Annotated in this window: 14 protein-coding genes and 1 riboswitch; of the genes, 4 read left to right on the top strand and 10 right to left on the bottom strand. The window is 72.3% G+C overall.

Translation table 11 applies throughout. The features are described 5' to 3' along the window. Positions 1-478 precede the first annotated feature (478 nt). The gene (sepH, locus tag ACIGYR_RS35160) at positions 479-1,519 is read left to right on the top strand and encodes a septation protein SepH (protein ID WP_399607790.1); all 1,041 of its coding nucleotides are present in this window, start codon (positions 479-481) and stop codon (positions 1,517-1,519) included. 56 nt (positions 1,520-1,575) lie between these two features. Here sepH and ACIGYR_RS35155 read toward each other — a convergent pair whose 3' ends face one another. Continuing rightward, on the bottom strand, positions 1,576-2,427 hold the full coding sequence (locus ACIGYR_RS35155; protein ID WP_391847504.1) for a sulfurtransferase: 852 nt from the start codon (positions 2,425-2,427) through the stop codon (positions 1,576-1,578). Positions 2,428-2,746: 319 nt separating this feature from the next. Here ACIGYR_RS35155 and ACIGYR_RS35150 point away from each other — a divergent pair, with 319 nt between their 5' ends. After that, positions 2,747-3,538, top strand: coding sequence for a VOC family protein (locus ACIGYR_RS35150; RefSeq protein WP_399607788.1), 792 nt, complete (start codon positions 2,747-2,749; stop codon positions 3,536-3,538). Between the two features lie 4 nt (positions 3,539-3,542). Here ACIGYR_RS35150 and ACIGYR_RS35145 read toward each other — a convergent pair whose 3' ends face one another. The 4 genes from ACIGYR_RS35145 to ACIGYR_RS35130 form a co-directional block, all read right to left on the bottom strand. After that, on the bottom strand, positions 3,543-4,193 hold the full coding sequence (locus ACIGYR_RS35145; RefSeq protein WP_391847502.1) for a thymidine kinase: 651 nt from the start codon (positions 4,191-4,193) through the stop codon (positions 3,543-3,545). Between the two features lie 68 nt (positions 4,194-4,261). Next, positions 4,262-5,452: an alkaline phosphatase family protein gene (locus tag ACIGYR_RS35140; RefSeq protein WP_399607785.1), complete on the bottom strand. Its 1,191-nt coding sequence runs from the start codon at positions 5,450-5,452 to the stop codon at positions 4,262-4,264. Further along, on the bottom strand, positions 5,452-6,048 hold the full coding sequence (locus tag ACIGYR_RS35135) for a DUF5998 family protein (RefSeq protein WP_391847593.1): 597 nt from the start codon (positions 6,046-6,048) through the stop codon (positions 5,452-5,454). Before ACIGYR_RS35135 ends, ACIGYR_RS35140 begins: the two co-directional genes overlap by 1 nt. Before the next feature lie 431 nt (positions 6,049-6,479). Continuing rightward, on the bottom strand, positions 6,480-9,296 hold the full coding sequence (locus ACIGYR_RS35130; protein ID WP_391847500.1) for a GNAT family N-acetyltransferase: 2,817 nt from the start codon (positions 9,294-9,296) through the stop codon (positions 6,480-6,482). Between the two features lie 178 nt (positions 9,297-9,474). Here ACIGYR_RS35130 and ACIGYR_RS35125 point away from each other — a divergent pair, with 178 nt between their 5' ends. Then, positions 9,475-9,756: an HPr family phosphocarrier protein gene (locus tag ACIGYR_RS35125; protein WP_391847499.1), complete on the top strand. Its 282-nt coding sequence runs from the start codon at positions 9,475-9,477 to the stop codon at positions 9,754-9,756. A 179-nt stretch (positions 9,757-9,935) separates the two neighbouring features. Here ACIGYR_RS35125 and ACIGYR_RS35120 read toward each other — a convergent pair whose 3' ends face one another. The 4 genes from ACIGYR_RS35120 to ACIGYR_RS35105 form a co-directional block, all read right to left on the bottom strand. Further along, a complete protein-coding gene (locus ACIGYR_RS35120) occupies positions 9,936-10,622 on the bottom strand; it encodes a GntR family transcriptional regulator (protein WP_391847498.1) in 687 nt (228 codons plus the stop codon). Between the two features lie 198 nt (positions 10,623-10,820). After that, positions 10,821-11,576: a M23 family metallopeptidase gene (locus ACIGYR_RS35115; RefSeq protein WP_391847497.1), complete on the bottom strand. Its 756-nt coding sequence runs from the start codon at positions 11,574-11,576 to the stop codon at positions 10,821-10,823. A 12-nt stretch (positions 11,577-11,588) separates the two neighbouring features. After that, a riboswitch (cyclic di-AMP (ydaO/yuaA leader) is annotated at positions 11,589-11,749 on the bottom strand. Between the two features lie 212 nt (positions 11,750-11,961). Next, complete coding sequence (locus tag ACIGYR_RS35110) at positions 11,962-13,350, bottom strand: M16 family metallopeptidase (RefSeq protein WP_399607780.1); 1,389 nt, start codon at positions 13,348-13,350, stop codon at positions 11,962-11,964. Next, a complete protein-coding gene (locus ACIGYR_RS35105) occupies positions 13,347-14,744 on the bottom strand; it encodes a M16 family metallopeptidase (RefSeq protein ID WP_399607778.1) in 1,398 nt (465 codons plus the stop codon). Before ACIGYR_RS35105 ends, ACIGYR_RS35110 begins: the two co-directional genes overlap by 4 nt. Before the next feature lie 316 nt (positions 14,745-15,060). Here ACIGYR_RS35105 and ACIGYR_RS35100 point away from each other — a divergent pair, with 316 nt between their 5' ends. Beyond that, complete coding sequence (locus tag ACIGYR_RS35100; RefSeq protein ID WP_391847494.1) at positions 15,061-17,520, top strand: DNA topoisomerase (ATP-hydrolyzing) subunit A; 2,460 nt, start codon at positions 15,061-15,063, stop codon at positions 17,518-17,520. Here the strand turns inward: ACIGYR_RS35100 and ACIGYR_RS35095 are convergent. Then, positions 17,517-18,596: a CobW family GTP-binding protein gene (locus ACIGYR_RS35095; RefSeq protein WP_399607775.1), complete on the bottom strand. Its 1,080-nt coding sequence runs from the start codon at positions 18,594-18,596 to the stop codon at positions 17,517-17,519. The two genes, ACIGYR_RS35100 and ACIGYR_RS35095, sit on opposite strands and share 4 nt — an antisense overlap. Positions 18,597-18,638 lie beyond the last annotated feature (42 nt).

Below are 18,638 nucleotides of genomic sequence, written 5' to 3'. Positions count from 1 at the left end.
CCGGAACTTGCCTGCCTTTCCCGTACTTGACCGACATTGCTCGACCTACCGCACGAGAAGGGGACGTACGAACGAAACCATTAGTTCCGTTTCTGGCGATTGCGTGAAGTTCGCCACGTCGGTGATCGACAAAACCGGTTGCGGACGGCGAAGTCGCATCCCTTGCCAGAAGTTGAGCAGCGCGCCGATCCACGCACATGGCCCGAATGGAGTACTGTTGCGAGCCCTGGGTCCGGTCTCCCACCAGGGTGCCCGCGGCTTTGCAGGACCGCCGGGAGGGGGCTAGTTGCACAGGGTGACGAAATTGGTCACTTAGCGTTGCGAACAGGTAACCGTGCCATAACGGCGGTCCCGGGCCCGTGCCCGACACGCCGGGCAACTCGGCAAGGTTGTGGCAGGCTGCACCCGGGCAGGCCACACTCGACTAGCGGAAGCAGCGACGCACGTGACGTCGGCAGGCACCACCCGGGAGGTCCCCATGCCCGAACTGCGTGTCGTGGCCGTCTCGAATGACGGCACACGGCTGGTGCTGAAGGCTGCCGACTCCACGGAGTACACACTTCCGATCGACGAACGGCTGCGCGCCGCCGTGCGCGGCGACCGGCCCCGCCTCGGCCAGATCGAGATCGAGGTCGAGAGCCATCTGCGCCCCCGTGACATCCAGGCCCGGATACGGGCCGGTGCCACCGCGGAAGAGGTCGCGCAGCTCGCCGGCATCCCGGTCGACCGGGTACGGCGCTTCGAGGGCCCCGTGTTGGCCGAGCGTGCCTTCATGGCCGAGCGAGCCCGCAAGACGCCCGTCCGCCGTCCCGGCGAGAACTCCGGCCCGCTGCTCGGCGAGACGGTGCAGGAGCGGCTGCTGCTGCGCGGTGCCGAGAAGGACACCGTGCAGTGGGACTCCTGGCGCCGCGACGACGGCACCTGGGAAGTACTCCTCGTCTACCGGGTGGTGGGCGAACCGCACTCGGCGAGCTGGACGTACGACCCGCCCCGGCGGCTCGTCCAGGCCGTCGACGACGAGGCGCGCTCGCTGATCGGCGAGTCCGACGACCTCGCCGTGCCGGAGCCGAGCTTCCCGTTCGTCCCGCGGATCGCCCGGCTGCCGCGCGAGCGTGGGATGGACCGCGCCCTCGACCGCAGTGACCGCGAACGGCCCGGCCTGCCCGCGCAGTCGCCGGAGTCCGTCGAGGAGAGCACGGGCGAGCGCGACTCGCTGACCAGCCTGCTGGAGGCCGTGCCGAGCTTCCGGGGCGACCTGGTGGTACCGGAGCGCCCGGAGGAGCCCGCGGAGGAGGCCGAGGACGAGGCCGCCACCGAGGAGCCACCGGCGCCCGCCGCGTCGGCCGGCTCCGCCTACGCGGACGTGCTCATGCCGCGCTCCGTCGGCAGCCACCGCGACCGGCTCATCGGCGCCACCGACCGCCAGGCCGAGGCCGACGGCGTCCGCCCCGGTCGCCGCGCGGCCGTCCCGAGCTGGGACGAGATCGTGTTCGGCACCCGCCGCAAGAAACAGGAGTAAGTCTCCGTGACCGCTGGAGGGGGCACGCGCGCGTGCCCCCTCCTCCGGCTGCCCCGCTACTGCGGATCCGCCCCCACCACCACCGGCCGGGACGGGTCCGCGGACCACTCGGACCAGGAACCGACGTACAGGGCCGCCGGAATGCCGGCCACCGCCAGCGCGAGGACCTCGTGGGCGCCGGAGACGCCCGAACCGCAGTACACGCCCACCTCGGTGTCCCCGGACACCCCCAGGGCCTTGAAACGGTCCCTCAGCTCCGCCGCGGGCAGGAAGCGGCCGTCGGGGCCCACGTTCTCCGTCGTCGGCGCGGACACCGCGCCCGGGATGTGCCCGCCGACCCGGTCGACCGGCTCCACCTCACCGCGGTACCGCTCCCCCGCGCGCGCGTCCAGCAGCACACCCGTGCGGGCCAGCGCCGCGGCCTCGTCCGCGTCCAGCAGTCCCACGGCCTCCGGCGCCGGCACGAAGTCACCCTCCGGCACCGCGGGCGTGTCCGTGGACAGCCCGCCCCGCCAGGACGGCAACCCGCCGTCGAGCACCCGCACGTCCGGGTGACCCGTCCAGCGCAGCAGCCACCACGCGCGCGCGGCCGCCCAGCCCTGCCCGCCGTCGTACACGACGACCGGCCGGCCCGCCGACACACCCGCGCGGCGCATCGCGGCACCGAACTCCGCTAGGTCGGGCAGCGGATGCCGGCCCCCCGCCCCGGGCGCGGAGGCCAGTTCCCGGTCCAGATCGACGAAGACCGCGCCGGGGATGTGCCCGGCCGCGTACTCGGCCCGGCCGTCGAAGGCCGGCGCGCCCGCCGCCTTGGCCAGACTCAGCTGCCAGCGCACGTCCAGCAGCGCGGGCGGGTTGCCCCCGGTCAGCTCAGGTGCGAGTTCGGATGCGGTGATGATGGCTGTCATGGCGTCCATCCATACGCCAGGGGTGGCCGCGGCGTCCAGGTCCGGCTACTCTGCTCGGCCGGACAGTCTCGATCACGAGGCGTACGGGATCGAGCACGGGCTGTACAGGCGTCGGACACCCGTCGGCCACCGTCAGGAAGCGGCGAAAGATGGCAGATCGGGCATCCTCTCGGAAGGTATCGCCGAGCGGCGCGGTACGGCCTCCGGCACCGCGGAGGATGCGGGCACCGGCACGGGCGTACGCGCCAGCGGCGTGAACACCCCTGCCGGGGAGCGGAAGCGACACGGCCACCACGAGGGGCCGGGGAGAGAGTGATCGATGACCGAGGCACCAGAGTCGGCCGGTCCGCACGCGCGGCGCGTGCCCGGCACACCCTGCTGGGTGAGCCTGATGGTGCACGGGCTGGACACCACCGAGGCGTTCTACGGTGAGCTGTTCGGCTGGGAGTTCCTGCCGGGCCCGCAGCAGCTCGGCCCGTACGTGCGGGCGCTGCTGGACGGGCGGGAGGTGGCGGGCATGGGCCAGCTGCCGCCGGACCGCCGGCTGCCGGTCGCCTGGACGCCGTATCTCGCCTCGGACGACGTGGACCAGACCGCCGACACGGTACGGCTGTGCGGCGGCACGGTGGCCGTCGGCCCGCTGGACGCCGCCGAGGCCGGGCGGATGGCGATCGCCTCCGACCCCTCCGGGGCGGTGTTCGGTATCTGGCAGGCCTCCGCACATCTCGGCACGGCCGTCACCGGTGTGCCCGGCACACCCGTCTGGAACGAGCTGCGGACCTTCGAGACGGAGAGTGTCGCCAAGTTCTACAAAAGCGTGTTCGGTTACGTCGAGGAGCCGGTGGTCTCCGCCGACTTCGACTATCTGACCCTGCGCCTGGGCGGCCGTCCGGTGGCCGGGCTGCACGGCATGGGCCACGGTCTGCCCCGGGACCGGGGGTCGCACTGGCAGACGTACTTCGAGGTCGCCGACCTCGGTGAGACGCTGCGTCAGGTCACCGGTCTGGGCGGGCGGGTCCTCAGACCGGCCCACGACAGCCCGCACGGGCAGGTGGCCACGGTCGAGGATCCGGAGGGCGCCGAGTTCTCGGTGGTGCAGGACCCGCGCTGAGCCCTCAGGAGGACGGGACGGGCAGCACGTCCGGGGACAGAGCCGCCGCGCGGGCGGACGCGGCGGTCATCCGGCGGCGGTGGTGACGGCGGCACAGCACCTCGTAGCCGACCTCGCCCGCGGACTGGTTGACGTCGCCGACGACCACCTGGGCGCCCTCGACCACCATCTCGCCGTCCACCGTGCGGGCGTTGTGCGTGGCGCGGGCGCCGCACCAGCACAGCGCCTCCACCTGGAGCACCTCTATCCGGTCGGCCAGTTCCACCAGCCGCTGGGATCCGGGGAAGAGCTTGGAGCGGAAGTCGGTGGTGATGCCGAAGGCGAACACGTCCAGGCCGAGATCGTCCACCACGCGCGCGAGCTGGTCGATCTGCTCGGGCGCGAGGAACTGTGCCTCGTCCGCGATCACATAGTCGGCCCGGCCGCCCTGCGAGAGATGGTCCACGAGGTACGCGTACACGTCCTGGCCGTCCTCGACCTCCACCGCGTCGGTGACGAGTCCGAGCCGGGAGGACAGCTTGCCCTCGCCCGCGCGGTCGTCGCGGGTGAAGATCATGCCGGCCAGGCCGCGCGCGGAACGGTTGTGCTCGATCTGCAGAGCCAGCGTCGACTTCCCGCAGTCCATCGTTCCGGAGAAGAACACCAGCTCGGGCATGAGGAGTTGAACACCTTTCGGCACGTCGTGGGGATCATGTGCGGGGGCGCGCGGGGGTCGGGGGCGCGTCAGGAGCGTACTTCGAGGAGGGGCACGAGCTGTTCCGCCGGGGTCATCGAACCGTGGTTGCCGACCAGCACGGACTCCTTCGGTTCGCGCTCGGAGGCGATCAGCAGGACGTCGTCGTGCGCGGCGGCGACCACGTCACCGATCCGCGGGTACACGCGCTCGTCCACGCTCGGCCCGAACCAGCCGGCCGCGATCGCCTCGTCCCGCGAGGCCACCCAGAACTGCTCCCCCAGCACCTCACGCCAGCACGTCAGCACGTCGTTCTCGGCGCCCGGCACCGCGTACACGTGCCGGGCCCGGCCCTCGCCGCCCAGCAGGGCGACGCCGGCGCGCAGCTCCCAGTCCTCGTCGAAGTCGATGCGGTGCTGCTCGTCGAACGGTACGTCGACCATCCCGTGGTCGGCGGTGACGTAGAGGGCACTGCGCGGCGGCAGCTGCTCGGCCAGCCGCTGGACGAGCCGGTCGACGTACATGAGCTGGCCGCGCCAGGTGTCCGAGGCGACGCCGTAGCGGTGTCCGGAGCCGTCCAGCTCGGCGTAGTACGTGTACACCAGCGAGCGGTCGCCGGCGGCCAGCTGCTCGGCCGCGAGGTCCATGCGCTCCTCGCCGGTCAGCCGGCCGTGGAAGGTGCCGCCGCTGAGCGCGACCTTGGTGAGCGGGGTCTGGGCGAAGGCGGGCGAGGACACCTGGGCGGCGTGCACCCCCGCGTCATGGGCGAGCTGGAAGACGGTGGGGTACGGCTGCCAGGGGCGCGGCGAGGTCCACGGGTGCCAGCGGAGCTGGTTCATCAGCTCGCCGGTGGCCGGGTTGCGCACCGCGTACCCGGGCAGACCGTGGGCGCCGGGCGGCAGGCCCGTTCCGACGGAGGCGAGCGAGGTGGCCGTGGTGGCCGGGTAGCCGGCGGTGAGCGGGCGTCCGGTGCCACCGCGTGAGCTGCCGAGCAGGGAGGTCAGGAACGGCGCCTCGTCCGGATGGCTCCTGAGCTGCTCCCAGCCCAGGCCGTCGATCAGGAAGACACAGGCCCGGTCGGTGGCGGTCAGTTCCCCGATCGTGGGGGTCAGGCCGGGCACGCCCATGCCGGCGGCGAGGGTGGGCAACAGGTCGGCGAGGGAGCCGCTGCCGTACTCGGGCAGCGGCGCGGTGTCGAGGGCGAGGGGTTCCGGGTGGTCCCAGGCGGAGAGCTGGGACATCAGCGGGTGAGGTCCGCGGTCGCCTCCGAGATGGCCTGCGCGAAGGCGAGGGCCTGGCGCACCGTCTCCGGGCCGTCCCCGGCCTCGCTGACGCGCAGGCTGAGGTCGTCCGCCGTGGAGCTGCCCGTGTAGCCGTGGTCGGCGTCGCAGTTGGGGTCGCCGCAGGCGGCGGGCTCCAGGTCGATGCGGCTGACCGCGCCCCAGCCGATGGTCAGCACGACCTCGCGGGGCAGCGTGCCCGGCTTGTACTGCTCCGGGTTCGCGACCACCCGGCTGACCACGACCGAGGAGATCCGGTCGAGCTTCACGGACTCGGTGGAGGTGGTGGCGTACGGCGTCGGGGAGGTGCTGTCGGCGGCCTGCTCGTCGGTGTGGCTGACGATGAAGCGGTTGCCGGTGAGGACCAGCACGGTGACGTGCCGGCGCACCTCGTTCTGGTCGAACGTCGTCTCCTGGTGGACCAGGTACGACCGGACGGGCTCGCCGCCCACAGCGGCCTCCACCGCCTCGGCCACGAGGGCCGGGTAGTAGCCGCTGCGCTCGATCGCCGCGCGCAGCCCCTGGGTCGTCGTACTGGTCTTGGCCATGGCGTCCATCCTAATCCGTGGGCAAGGGCGGTCCGGGCCAGTCGCGGGCACTGGGGGCGGCCCCGGCCCCCGGGCGCGCCCGCCGAGGGACGAGTCCCGGCAGGATCTCCAGCCGCTCGGCCGCGACCAGGCGGAAGACCGGTTCCCGGCCGCCGGCGTCGGCTTCGAACGCGGCCACGAGGGGTGTGGCCCGTCCGGTTCCCACGCGAGACGTGCCCTCTGCTCGGCCGTCGGGGCGCGGAAGACGGGGTCCTGGAAGCCGGGCGGACAGGACACGAGGGCGGGTTCGGCGAAGACCATCTCCAGGCCGTGGTGGTGGGTGAGGTCGTACCCGGCGGCCGGCCGCAGTCGTCCGGCGTTCCAGGCGATCACCTCCCCGTCCCACCGGCTGCCCCCGGGCAGCCGGGTGTCCGGCGATCTCCACGCGCTCCCCCTCCCGCTCAGTAGGCCGGCATCGTGCGCGGGCCGAGGTCGTCTCGGGCGGGCGGGGGCGCGATCCGCACGGTGGCGCCGAGGACGCTCACGCCGTGCGGGGCGACGACGACCGGCTCCAGGGTGACCGCGACCACCTCGGGGTGGTCGTCGACCAGCCGGGACACCCGCAGCAGCAGCTCCTCCAGCGCGGGTGTGTCGACGGGCGTGGAGCCGCGCCAGCCGAAGAGCAGCGGTGCGGTGCGGATCGACCGCACGAGCGAGGCCGCCTCCCGGTCGGTGACGGGGACCAGCCGGTGGGCCGTGTCCTCGAGCAGCTGGGAGGCGGCCCCGGCGAGGCCGAAGGACAGCACGGCCCCGGCCGCCGGATCGATCACCGCGCGGACGACGGTGTCGACGCCCCTGGGAGCCATCGCCTGCACCACCGGCCGTAGCTCCTCCGGCCGCCCGAACAGCTCGGTCAGCTCGGTGTACGCCCGCAGCAACTGCTCCTCGTCCGCGAGGTCCAGCCGTACGCCGCCCAGGTCGGCGCGGTGCCTGAGGTGCGGGGCGGTGGCTTTGAGGGCCACCGGGTAGCCGAGCGCGCGGGCGGCCTCGGCGGCGGCGCCCGGGGTGGGCGCGGGCAACGCCCGGCGCACGGGGATGCCGTACTTCCCGAGCAGCTCACAGGTTTCGGCGGCGGAGACGGTGAGTCCCTCTCCGCGCTCCAGCAGCCCGTGGATCAGCCGGGCGGTGCCCTTCTCGTCGATGTCGTCGTACTCCGGCACCTTCCCCGGTTCGGCGGCCTCCCGGCGCCACTGCGCGTACCGCACGACTTCGGAGAGGGCGCGGACGGCCCGCTCGGCGGCGGGATAGGCGGGGATGAGATGGGTGCCTTCCGGAGGGGAGTCGTCCGGTGCCCGTACCGCGGGGGGCGGGCTTTGCGCGGGGTGGCCCTTGTCGGCGGCCCACGGTGCCGTGCTGGCCGCGGCCGACAACGCCTGCGCGAGCCCCCCGAGTTCCACATGGACCACGAGTACCGGCTTCCCCGGCACCGAGGCCGCGGCCGACCGCAGCGCCTCCGCCAGCTCCGCGTCCCCGGGCGACCCCTCCCCGATCGCGGGGATCGCCGTGACGACGACGGCGTCGTTCGTCCCGTCGGCCAGCGCGGCGGCGAGCGCCCGGTGGAAGTCCGCCGCCGTCGCCCCGGTCGTCAGGTCCACCGGCCGCGCCGGCCGCAGTCCCTCGGCGACGCACCGGTCGTACGTCAGCACGCCCAGCGACTCGGAGTTGCCGAGGATGGCGACGCGCGGTCCGCCGGGCAGTGGCTGGCGGGCCAGCAGCAGCCCGGCGTCGACCAGTTCGGTGATCGTGTCGACCCGGATCACGCCGGCCTGACGGAGCAGCGCGGAGACGGTCGCGTACGGCAGCCGGGTGGCCCGTACCGCGTGCCCCTGCGGCGCCGTTCCGGTCCCTTGCACGACCACCAGCGGCTTCGCCGCCGCCGTTCGGCGGGCGAGACGGGTGAACTTGCGGGGGTTGCCGATGGACTCCAGGTACATGAGGACGACATCGGTCTCGGGGTCGTCGTACCAGTACTGCAGGACGTCGTTGCCCGAGACGTCGGCGCGGTTGCCGGCGGAGACGAAGGTGGACACGCCGGTGACACCGGTCACCCCTCCGCCGCGCCGGTGCAGCCGGGACAGCAGGGCGATGCCGATGGCTCCGGACTGGGCGAACAGCCCGATGCGGCCGGGGCGGGGCATCTCGGGGGCGAGGGAGGCGTTCAGCCGGACGTCGGAGGCGGTGTTGATGATCCCGAAGGCGTTGGGGCCGATGGTCCGCATGCCGTGGGCGCGCGCGGCCCGTACGAGGGCGCGCTGCCGTTCGCGGCCCTCGGGTCCGCTTTCGGCGTATCCGGCGGAGAGCACGACCAGCCCCTGCACGCCGTGTTCGCCGCACTGGGCGACCACGGAGGGCACGTGTTCGGCCGGTACGGCGACGACGGCGAGGTCGACGTGCCCGTCGATGTCCCGCACCGAGCGGTACGCGGGTACCCCGTCGACCTCCTTGAGGTCCTCCGGGAAGGCGCTGTTCACGGCGTGCAGCCGGCCCGGGTAGCCCGCCTCGCGGATGTTGCCGAGGATGCTGCGGCCCACCCCGCCGGGGGCGCGGCCGACACCGACGACCGCGACGGAGCCGGGCGCGAGCAGCCGCCGTACCGAGTGGGCCTCGGCGCGCTGCTCCCGGGCGCGCTGCACGGCGACGGACCGGTCGGTGGGTTCGAGGTCGAACTCCAGGCGGACGACGCCGTCCTCGAAACTGCGCTGCTGGGTGTAACCGGCGTCCGTGAACACCTTGATCATCTTGGTGTTGGCGGGCAGCACCTCGGCGGCGAAGCGGCGGATGCCGCGCTCGCGGGCGACGGCGGCGATGTGCTCCAGCAGGGCGGAGGCGACTCCACGGCCCTGGTGGGCGTCCTGCACCAGGAAGGCGACCTCGGCCTCGTCGGCGGGCGCGGAGGCGGGCATGCCGTCGGTGCCGATGCGGTCGTAGCGTACGGTGGCGATGAACTCGCCGCCGATGGTGGCGGCGAGCCCCACCCGGTCCACGAAGTCGTGGTGCGTGAAGCGGTGGACGTCCTTTGCGGAGAGCCGTGGGTACGGCGCGAAGAAGCGGTAGTACTTCGACTCGTCGGAGACCTGCTCGTAGAAACTGACCAGGCGGTCGGCGTCATCAACGGTGATGGGCCTGATGCGTGCGGTGCCACCGTCGCGCAGCACCACGTCCGCCTCCCAGTGGGCGGGGTACTGGTGCCGGTCCTGCCGGTCCGCCGAGGTCTGCATGGGCCCCAGAGTACGGCTCGCGCAGGCAGGCGGGGCGAGGCAGTCTGTGGAGGACGGGGAGCCGGACCGAGGCCGCGGTCCGACGCCACACCGGAGCGGGAAGAATGCCCTGTCCGGGCACGCTTCACGGTGTGGGAAACTGGTCTAGACAACCCTGAACACCGAAGGGCAGCAACACATGGCTGAGCGCCGCGTCAACGTCGGCTGGGCCGAGGGCCTCCACGCCCGCCCCGCCTCCATCTTCGTCCGAGCCGCCACGGCCGCAGGCGTCCCGGTGACGATCGCCAAGGCCGGGGGCAACCCCGTCAACGCGGCCTCCATGCTGGCCGTCCTGGGCCTGGGCGCCCAGGGCGGCGAGGAGATCGTCCTCGCCTCCGACACCGAGGGCGCGGACGCCGCCCTCGACCGTCTGGCCAAGCTGGTCTCCGAGGGCCTGGAAGAGCTGCCCGAGACCGTCTGAGCAGGACCGGGAAGCCGCGCCGTTCCGTACCGGGCGGCGCGGCTTCCGCGTTTTCGAGGGGGGCACCCGAATTCACCGCGGGCATCCAGAAGACCGCGACCCGGAATTCAGGGCGCGGAAAAAGGACAGCGAAAAACACGCCCTCACCGATTAACTCATCTTTGTATACGGCGCCCGTGTTAAAGCCGCGGGCCCGACATGTTTACGGCGTGTTGCGAGGTCCTCACACGCTCCACGGCACCGGAAAGGCGCAGCCGGTGCGCACCCGCCGCGCGCTCCGCGTGCAGCGCCGTGAGCGCCCGCGCGCGTTCGCCGTCCCCGCGCGCCACGGCATCCACGATCGCGCCGTGCTCCGCCCAGGAATCCGCCGGGCTCAGCGGCGGCTCCACCGCGTACATCCAGGCGATCTTGTGGCGCAACTGAGTCAGCATCGCGGTCAACGACGGGCTGCCGGACGCCTGGACGAGCGTCTCGTGGAACCAGCCGTCCAGCGAGCGCAGATCGTCGCTGTTGCCCCTCCTGGCCCGCTCCTGCCCCAGCCGGACCAGGCCGCGCAGCACCTTCAGATGGGCCTCGGTGCGCCGCTGGGCGGCCCGCGCGGCGCCCAGCGGCTCCAGGAGCGTCCGCATCTCCAGCACGTCGGCGGCCTCCTGCTCCGTCGGCTCGGCCACGCACGCGCCCGCGTGCCGGCGCGTCACCACGAAGCCCTCGGCCTCCAGCGTGCGCAGCGCCTCCCGCACGGGGACGCGCGAGACGCCGTAGCGGCGGGCCAGGACTTCCTCGGTGAGGCGGCTGCCGCGCTTGTACACGCCGGCGACGATGTCGTCCCGGACCGCGGTGCACACCGTGTGCGCCGGAATACGCATGACCGACCTCCGCCTTAAATCCCCGTGAAACGCCACGATGGACGCCTGTTCCGCGACTCTATTCCAATGAGCCGGAATTTCCGATGGCAGGCCCTAATCCATGGATATATTTTGGACAGGGAGTACGGCGGACACCGCGAAAAACGGCGATAGCCCCGGCTCGGTGAGCCGGGGCTATCGATGACCGTGCGGTACGCGTCAGACGTTCACGCCGTGCTGGCGGAGGTAGGCGACGGGGTCGACGTCGGAGCCGTACTCGGTACCGGTGCGCGCCTCGAAGTGGAGGTGCGGGCCGGTGACGTTGCCGGTGGCGCCGGACAGGCCGATCTGCTGGCCCGGGACGACCTTCTGGCCCACCGTGACCCCGATGGAGGACAGATGGCCGTACTGGGTGTACATGCCGTCGGCCATCCGGATCACGATCTGGTTGCCGTACGCGCCGCCCCAGCCCGTGGAGACGACCGTGCCGGAGCCCACCGCGTGGACGGTCGTGCCGCTGGCCGCGTGGAAGTCGATGCCGGTGTGCGAGCCGGAGGACCACAGGGAGCTGCTGGCCTGGTAGCCCGTGGAGACGTAGGAGTGCGCGATGGGGGCGACGAAGGCGTTCAGCCGCTTGCGCTCCGCCTCTCGGGCGGCGCGGGCCTTGGCCGCGCGTATCTCCTCGGCCCGCTTGGCGGCCGCCTTCGCCGCGGCCTTCTCGGCCGCCTTCTGGTCGGCGGCCTGCTGCTGCGCGGCGGCCTGCGCGTCGATCTGCTCGGCGACGTCATCGGTCGCGGCGAGGACGGGAATGAGGCCGGTCTGCTCGCCGGGGTTCTCGGCGGCGAGCGCCGGGGAGGCGGCGAGGGTGCCGATCACACCGGTGGTGGTGAGGGCCGCGATACCGGCCGCCTGAGCGGTGGTCCGCTTGACCCGGCCGGGCTTGCGGTGCTTCCCGGTGGCGCACATGAACGCCATGAAGTGGCTGGTCCTTTCCTTCCCTCTCGCCTACCGGGTTAGCTGACGGGTTCGGAGCAGGAAGGTCTCCTACGGGCCCCCTCGCTGCCGCGCGGGCGCCCGATTCACCCCAGGGACGGTGGGTCCCCGGCTCCCCTGGCTCGCGCCGTACGGGGACTCGGCGATGACTGTCCGGTGCCGCGGGCGCGGCGCACTGCCTGACGAACAGCCTGGACGAAGCTACGGGGGCGTGCTTTCAATCCTCAAACGGATACCGGTTTTTGTAGCGCATCCCACAGGTCAGACAGGCAACCTCCGCCCTAAAACGGGCATCTGGGAGAAAGAGTGGAACAGCAGGGGCCCTGACGACCCGTAGGTCGGCAGGGCCCCTTCCGCGCGCGGGCCGTTACTCGGCCGCCACCACGGTCACTTCGCCGATGCCGAGGGCCTCGACCGGCGCCTTGATCTGGGCGGCGTCGCCGACGAGGACGGTCACCAGACGGTCCACCGGGAAGGCGTTCACGACGGCCGCGGTGGCCTCCACCGTGCCCGTGGCGGCCAGCTGCCGGTACAGCGTCGCCTGGAAGTCGTCGGGCAGGTGCTGCTCGACCTGGTCGGCCAGCGTGCTCGCGACGGCCGCCGCGGTCTCGTACTTCAGCGGCGCCACACCCACGAGGTTCTGCACGGCGACATCCCGCTCGGCGTCGGTCAGGCCGTCCGCCGCGAGGGTGCGCAGCACCTTCCACAGGTCGTCCAGCGCCGGGCCCGTGTTCGGCGTGTCGACGGAGCCGCTGATGGCGAGCATCGCCGCGCCCGTCCCGTCCGGCGCGGACCGCAGGACCTGCCCGAAGGACCGCACGCCGTAGGTGTAGCCCTTCTCCTCGCGCAGGACGCGGTCCAGGCGGGAGGTGAGGGTGCCGCCGAGGCAGTAGGTGCCGAGCACCTGGGCGGGCCACACGCGGTCGTGCCGGTCGGGGCCGACGCGGCCGATGAGCAGCTGCGTCTGGACGGCACCGGGCCGGTCCACGATGACCACGCGCCCGGTGTCGTCGGCGGTCACCGGCGGCACCGGCCGGGGCTCGCCCGGCGTGCCGGTCCAGGCGCCCAGGGTCTCGCCGAGCAGCTCGTCCAGGTCGATGCCGGTCAGGTCACCGACGACCACCGCGGTGGCGGTGGCGGGCCGCACATGGCGGTCGTAGAAGGCGCGCACGGCCGCCGCGTCGATCTTCTCGACCGTCTCCTCGCTGCCCTGGCGCGGGCGGGACATGCGCGAGGCCGCCGGGAACAGTTCCCTGGACAGCTCCTTGGCGGCCCGGCGGGAGGGGTTGGCCAGCTCGTGCGGAATCTCGTCCAGCCGGTTGCGCACCAGCCGCTCGACCTCGCTCTCGGCGAAGGCGGGCGCGCGCAGGGCGTCGGCGAGCAGGCCGAGGCCCTTGGACAGACGGGAGGCCGGGACCTCCAGGCTGAGCCGGACTCCGGGGTGGTCGGCGTGCGCGTCCAGGGTTGCGCCGGCGCGCTCCAGTTCGGCGGCGAACTCCTCGGCGGAGTGCTTGTCGGTGCCCTCGGAGAAGGCCCGCGCCATGATCGTGGCGACGCCGTCCAGACCGGCCGGCTCGGCGTCCAGGGGCGCGTCCGTCAGGACCTCCACCGCGACGACCTGCTGGCCGGGGCGGTGGCAGCGCAGCACGGTCAGGCCGTTGTCGAGGGTGGCGCGCTCGGGGGCCGGGAACGCCCAGGGCTTGGCGTCGCCGGGCTGCGGCTGGGGGTGGAACTCCATGGTGGCGAGCTCGGTCACTTGGCCGTCTCCTCGTCGTTCTCGTTGCCGGCCTCTACGGTCGCTTCCCGCTCCGGGTCCTCGGGGACCTTGGCGTCCGGGACGGACTCCGGGGACTTCGGCTCGTAGACGAGGACCGCGCGGTTGTCGGGCCGCAGGCGGGCCTTGGCGACCTCCTGGACCTCCTGCGGGGTCACCTCCAGGACGCGCTTGACGGCGGTCAGGGCGAGCTGCGGGTCGCCGAACAGGACGGCGTAGCGGCACAGTTCGTCGGCGCGGCCGGCCACCGTGCCCAGCCGGTCCAGCCACTCGCGCTCCAGCTGGGCCTGGGCGCGCTCCATCTCCTCGGGCGTGGGGCCCTCCTCGGCGAACCGGGCCAGCTCCTCGTCGATGGCGGTCTCGATGACCGGCACCTCGACGTCACCGGAGGTCTTCACGTCCAGCCAGCCCATGGAGGGCGCGCCGGCCAGCCGGAGCAGGCCGAAGCCGGCGGCGACGGCCGTACGGTCGCGGCGCACCAGCCGGTTGTACAGGCGGGAGGACTCGCCGCCGCCCAGGACGGTCAGGGCGAGGTCGGCCGCGTCGCACGCACGCGTGCCGTCCTCCGGAAGCCGGTAGGCGGCCATCAGGGCGCGCGCCGGGACCTCCTCGACGACGACCTCGCGCTTCTGCTCACCGATGACCTCCGGCAGGGAGCCGTCGCGCGGGGCGGGCTTGCCGTCGTGGGACGCGATCGAACCGAAGTACTTCTCGATCCAGGCGAGGGTCTGCGCGGGGTCGATGTCACCGACCACGGAGAGCACCGCGTTGTTCGGCGCGTAGTAGGTGCGGAAGAACTCGCGGGCGTCCTCCAGGGTGGCCGCGTCCAGGTCCGCCATCGAGCCGATCGGCGTGTGGTGGTACGGGTGGCCCTCCGGGTAGGACAGGGCGGTCAGCTTCTCGAAGGCGGTGCCGTACGGCACGTTGTCGTAGCGCTGGCGGCGCTCGTTCTTGACGACGTCCCGCTGGTTCTCCATGGACTCGTCGTCCAGCGCGGCCAGCAGGGAGCCCATGCGGTCGGCCTCCAGCCAGAGGGCGAGCTCCAGCTGGTGGGCGGGCATGGTCTCGAAGTAGTTGGTGCGCTCGAAGCTGGTGGTGCCGTTCAGCGAGCCGCCGGCGCCCTGCACCAGCTCGAAGTGGCCGTTGCCCTTGACCTGCGCGGAGCCCTGGAACATCAAGTGCTCGAAAAGGTGAGCCAGGCCGGTACGCCCCTTGACCTCGTGGCGGGAGCCGACGTCGTACCAGAGGCAGACCGCCGCCACCGGGGTCAGGTGGTCCTCGGAGAGCACCACGCGCAGACCGTTGGCCAGGCGGTGCTCGGTCGCTGTCAGGCCCCCGGAGCCTGCCTCGGCTGTGGTCGTGTGACCCATGGGCATGTACGTCCCTTCGCGAGCGGAGGCGGTTGTGGAAACCGCGGTTGTCCTGCCGTTCCTGCCACTGTATTCAAAGCGTGCGGGGCCTCGGCGAAGTTCCCGCAGGACGTACGCCCAGAGCGGATCGCGTAGCCTGCGTCCGGCCCTCCGCGGACGCCCCCGGGCGCGGGGCGGGCCCGTGGAGACCGGGTCGTGGCCCGGGTTGTCAGTGCCGCGGTCCACAATGGTCCGCGACAGATCCGTCATTCGCTTCAGCAAGAGCGAGCCGGGGGGTGCGCGCCCCCTCGGCGCGCGACCAGATCAGGAGGAGCCGGCAGCGATGGCCCGCCGCAGCACGAAGACCCCGCCGCCCGACGATTCGTTCGAGGAGAGGATCCTCGACATCGACGTCGTGGACGAGATGCGTGGCTCCTACCTCGAGTACGCGTACTCGGTCATCTACTCGCGCGCCCTGCCGGACGCCCGTGACGGCCTCAAGCCCGTGCACCGCCGGATCGTGTACCAGATGAGCGAGATGGGCCTGCGCCCCGAACGCTCGTACGTGAAGTGCGCGCGTGTGGTCGGCGAGGTGATGGGCAAGCTGCACCCGCACGGCGACGCGTCGATCTACGACGCCCTGGTTCGCATGGCGCAGCCGTTCTCCATGCGCGTGCCGCTGGTCGACGGGCACGGCAACTTCGGCTCGCTCGGCAACGACGACCCGCCGGCCGCCATGCGGTACACCGAGTGCCGGATGGCCGAGGCGGCGAGCCTGATGACCGAGTCGATCGACGAGGACACGGTCGACTTCGCGCCGAACTACGACGGCCAGGAGCAGGAGCCGGTCGCGCTGCCCGCCGCCTTCCCGAACCTGCTGGTCAACGGCTCCTCCGGCATCGCGGTCGGTATGGCGACGAACATGCCGCCGCACAACCTGCGCGAGGTCATCGCCGCGGCCCGCCACCTGATCCGGAACCCGAACGCCGACCTGGACGCGCTGATGAAGCACGTCCCGGGCCCGGACCTGCCCACCGGCGGCCGGGTCGTCGGCCTGGACGGCATCCGGGACGCGTACGCGACCGGCCGCGGCACCTTCAAGATGCGCGCGACGGTCACGGTCGAGACCGTCACCGCCCGCCGCAAGGGCCTGGTGGTCACGGAACTGCCGTTCGCGGTCGGCCCCGAGAAGGTCATCGCGAAGATCAAGGACCTGGTCAACGCCAAGAAGATCCAGGGCATCGCCGACGTCAAGGACCTCACCGACCGCGAGCACGGCCTGCGCCTGGTCATCGAGATCAAGAACGGCTTCGTGCCGGAGGCGGTCCTGGAGCAGCTGTACAAGCTGACCCCGATGGAGGAGTCCTTCGGCATCAACAACGTCGCCCTGGTCGACGGCCAGCCGCTCACCCTGGGCCTGAAGGAGCTGCTGGAGGTCTACCTGGACCACCGCTTCGACGTGGTCCGGCGCCGCAGCGAGTTCCGCCGCGGCAAGAAGCGCGACCGGCTGCACCTGGTCGAGGGCCTGCTGACCGCGCTGGTCGACATCGACGAGGTCATCCGGATCATCCGCTCCAGCGAGAACTCCGCCCAGGCCAAGGAACGCCTGATGGAGCGCTTCTCGCTGAGCGAGGTGCAGACCCAGTACATCCTCGACACACCGCTGCGCCGGCTCACCAAGTACGACCGGATCGAGCTGGAGACGGAGAAGGACAAGCTCACCGCGGAGATCCAGGAGCTGACCCGGATCCTGGAGTCGGACGCGGAGCTGCGCAAGCTGGTCTCGGCCGAACTGGCCGCCGTGTCGAAGAAGTTCGGCACCGACCGTCGCACGGTCCTGCTGGAGTCCGCGGGTACCCCGGTGGCCGCCGTGCCGCTCCAGGTGGCCGACGACCCGTGCCGGGTGCTGCTGTCCTCGACGGGGCTGCTGGCCCGTACGGCGACCGACGAGCCGTTCCCGGCGGCGGCGGGCGCCAAGCGCGTCAAGCACGACGTGATCCTCTCGGCGGTGCCGGCGACCGCGCGCGGCGTGATCGGCGCAGTCACCTCGGCCGGCCGCCTGCTGCGCATCAACGTGGTCGACCTGCCACAGCTGCCCGAGCCGACGGGTGCGCCGAACCTCTCCGGAGGGGCCCCGCTGGCGGAGTTCCTCTCCCTGGAGGACGACGAGACGGTGGTCTGCCTGACCACGCTGGACGAGTCGTCCCCGGGTCTGGCGATCGGCACCGAGCAGGGCGTCGTCAAGCGTGTGGTGCCCGACTATCCGTCCAACAAGGACGAGTTGGAGGTCATCACGCTCAAGGAGGGCGACCGGATCGTCGGCGCGGTGGAGCTGCGCACCGGCGAGGAGGACCTGGTGTTCATCACGGACGACGCGCAACTGCTGCGCTTCCAGTCCTCCATCGTCCGCCCGCAGGGCCGCCCGGCGGGCGGCATGGCGGGCATCAAGGTGACCGACGGCGCGAAGGTGATCTGCTTCACGGCGGTCGACCCGGCCGCCGACGCGGTGGTGTTCACGGTGGCGGGTTCGCGCGGCACGCTGGACGACTCGGTGCAGACGACGGCCAAGCTGACGCCGTTCGACCAGTACCCGCGCAAGGGCCGGGCCACCGGCGGCGTGCGCTGCCAGCGGTTCCTGAAGGGCGAGGACTGCCTGTCGCTGGCCTGGGCGGGCCAGGTTCCCGCGCGCGCGGCCCAGAAGAACGGCACTCCGGTGGAGCTGCCGGAACCGGACCCGCGCCGGGACGGCTCGGGCACGTCGCTGCCGAAGACGGTCGCGGTGGTGGCGGGGCCGGTGCTCTAGGCGGGCGGATCCTCCAGGCCGGCCTCGGCCGGCCCCTGCACGTAGCGCAGGACGCCCCACATGCCGTGCTCGTCGGCGTGTGGGGCGTCGTTCTTGCACGCCTCCAGTTCCTTGCCGAGGGCGTCCGTGTCGATGCCGGAGCCGATCAGCACGAGCTGGGTGAGACGGGCCTCGCCGGCCGCCCAGGGCTCCGGGTAGAAGCGCAGGAACCGGCCGACGGCGTGCACGGCGTAGCGGTTGACGGGGTCGTACGGCCCGAAGTCGACGTACCCCTTGATCCGGTACAGCCCCTCGGGCCGGCTGTCCAGGAACTCCATGAGCCGGCGGGGCTCCAGGGCGACATCGGAGGTGAAGGACAGGCTGTCGTAGCCGCTGTGCAGGTGTCCGGCGTGTTCCTCGTCGTCCTCGGTGTGCGCGTGCAGGTCGTCGAAGGACAGCTGCCCGATGCGCTCCTCGCTCGGCCGGCAGTCGAAGAGGAACTCGGGGTCGATACGCCCGTAGGTGGCGGGGACGACCGCCGCGCGGTCGGTGAGCGAACGGACGAGCCCCAGGATCCGGTCGGCGTCGGCGGCACGGTCGAGCTTGTTGACGACGACCAGGTCGGCGAGGGCGAGGTGCCGGTCGATCTCGGGGTGCTTCGCGCGCGTGTCGTCGAGCTCGGCGGCGTCGACGACCTCGACGAGGCCGCCGTAGACGATCCCCGGATGCTCGCTGGCCAGCACCATGCGTACGAGTTCCTGTGGCTCGGCCAGCCCGCTGGCCTCGATGACGATCACATCGATGCCGGTGGCGGGCGCCGCGAGCCGGTCCAGGTAGAGGTCCAGTTCGCCGGCGTCGACGGCACAGCACAGGCAGCCGTTGCCGAGCGAGACGGTCGAGTCGCCGAGGGCGCCCGCGACGGCCATCGCGTCGATCTCGATGGCACCGAAGTCGTTGACGACGGCCCCGATCCGACTGCCCCCGCTGCGGTGCAGCAGATGGTTGAGGAGCGTGGTCTTGCCGGAGCCCAGGAAACCGGCGAGCACGACGACCGGGATCTGCTGCGGACCACGGCTGCTGTCCTGGCTGTTCGCCACGCTGTTCCCCAAGGGGTGACCTCTCTCTCCTGTGCACCGGCT

Source organism: Streptomyces sp. NPDC053076 (assembly GCF_044546845.1).
In the GTDB taxonomy this organism is placed as follows: Bacteria; Actinomycetota; Actinomycetes; order Streptomycetales; family Streptomycetaceae; genus Streptomyces.
This window is presented reverse-complemented; position numbering and strand designations above follow the sequence as displayed.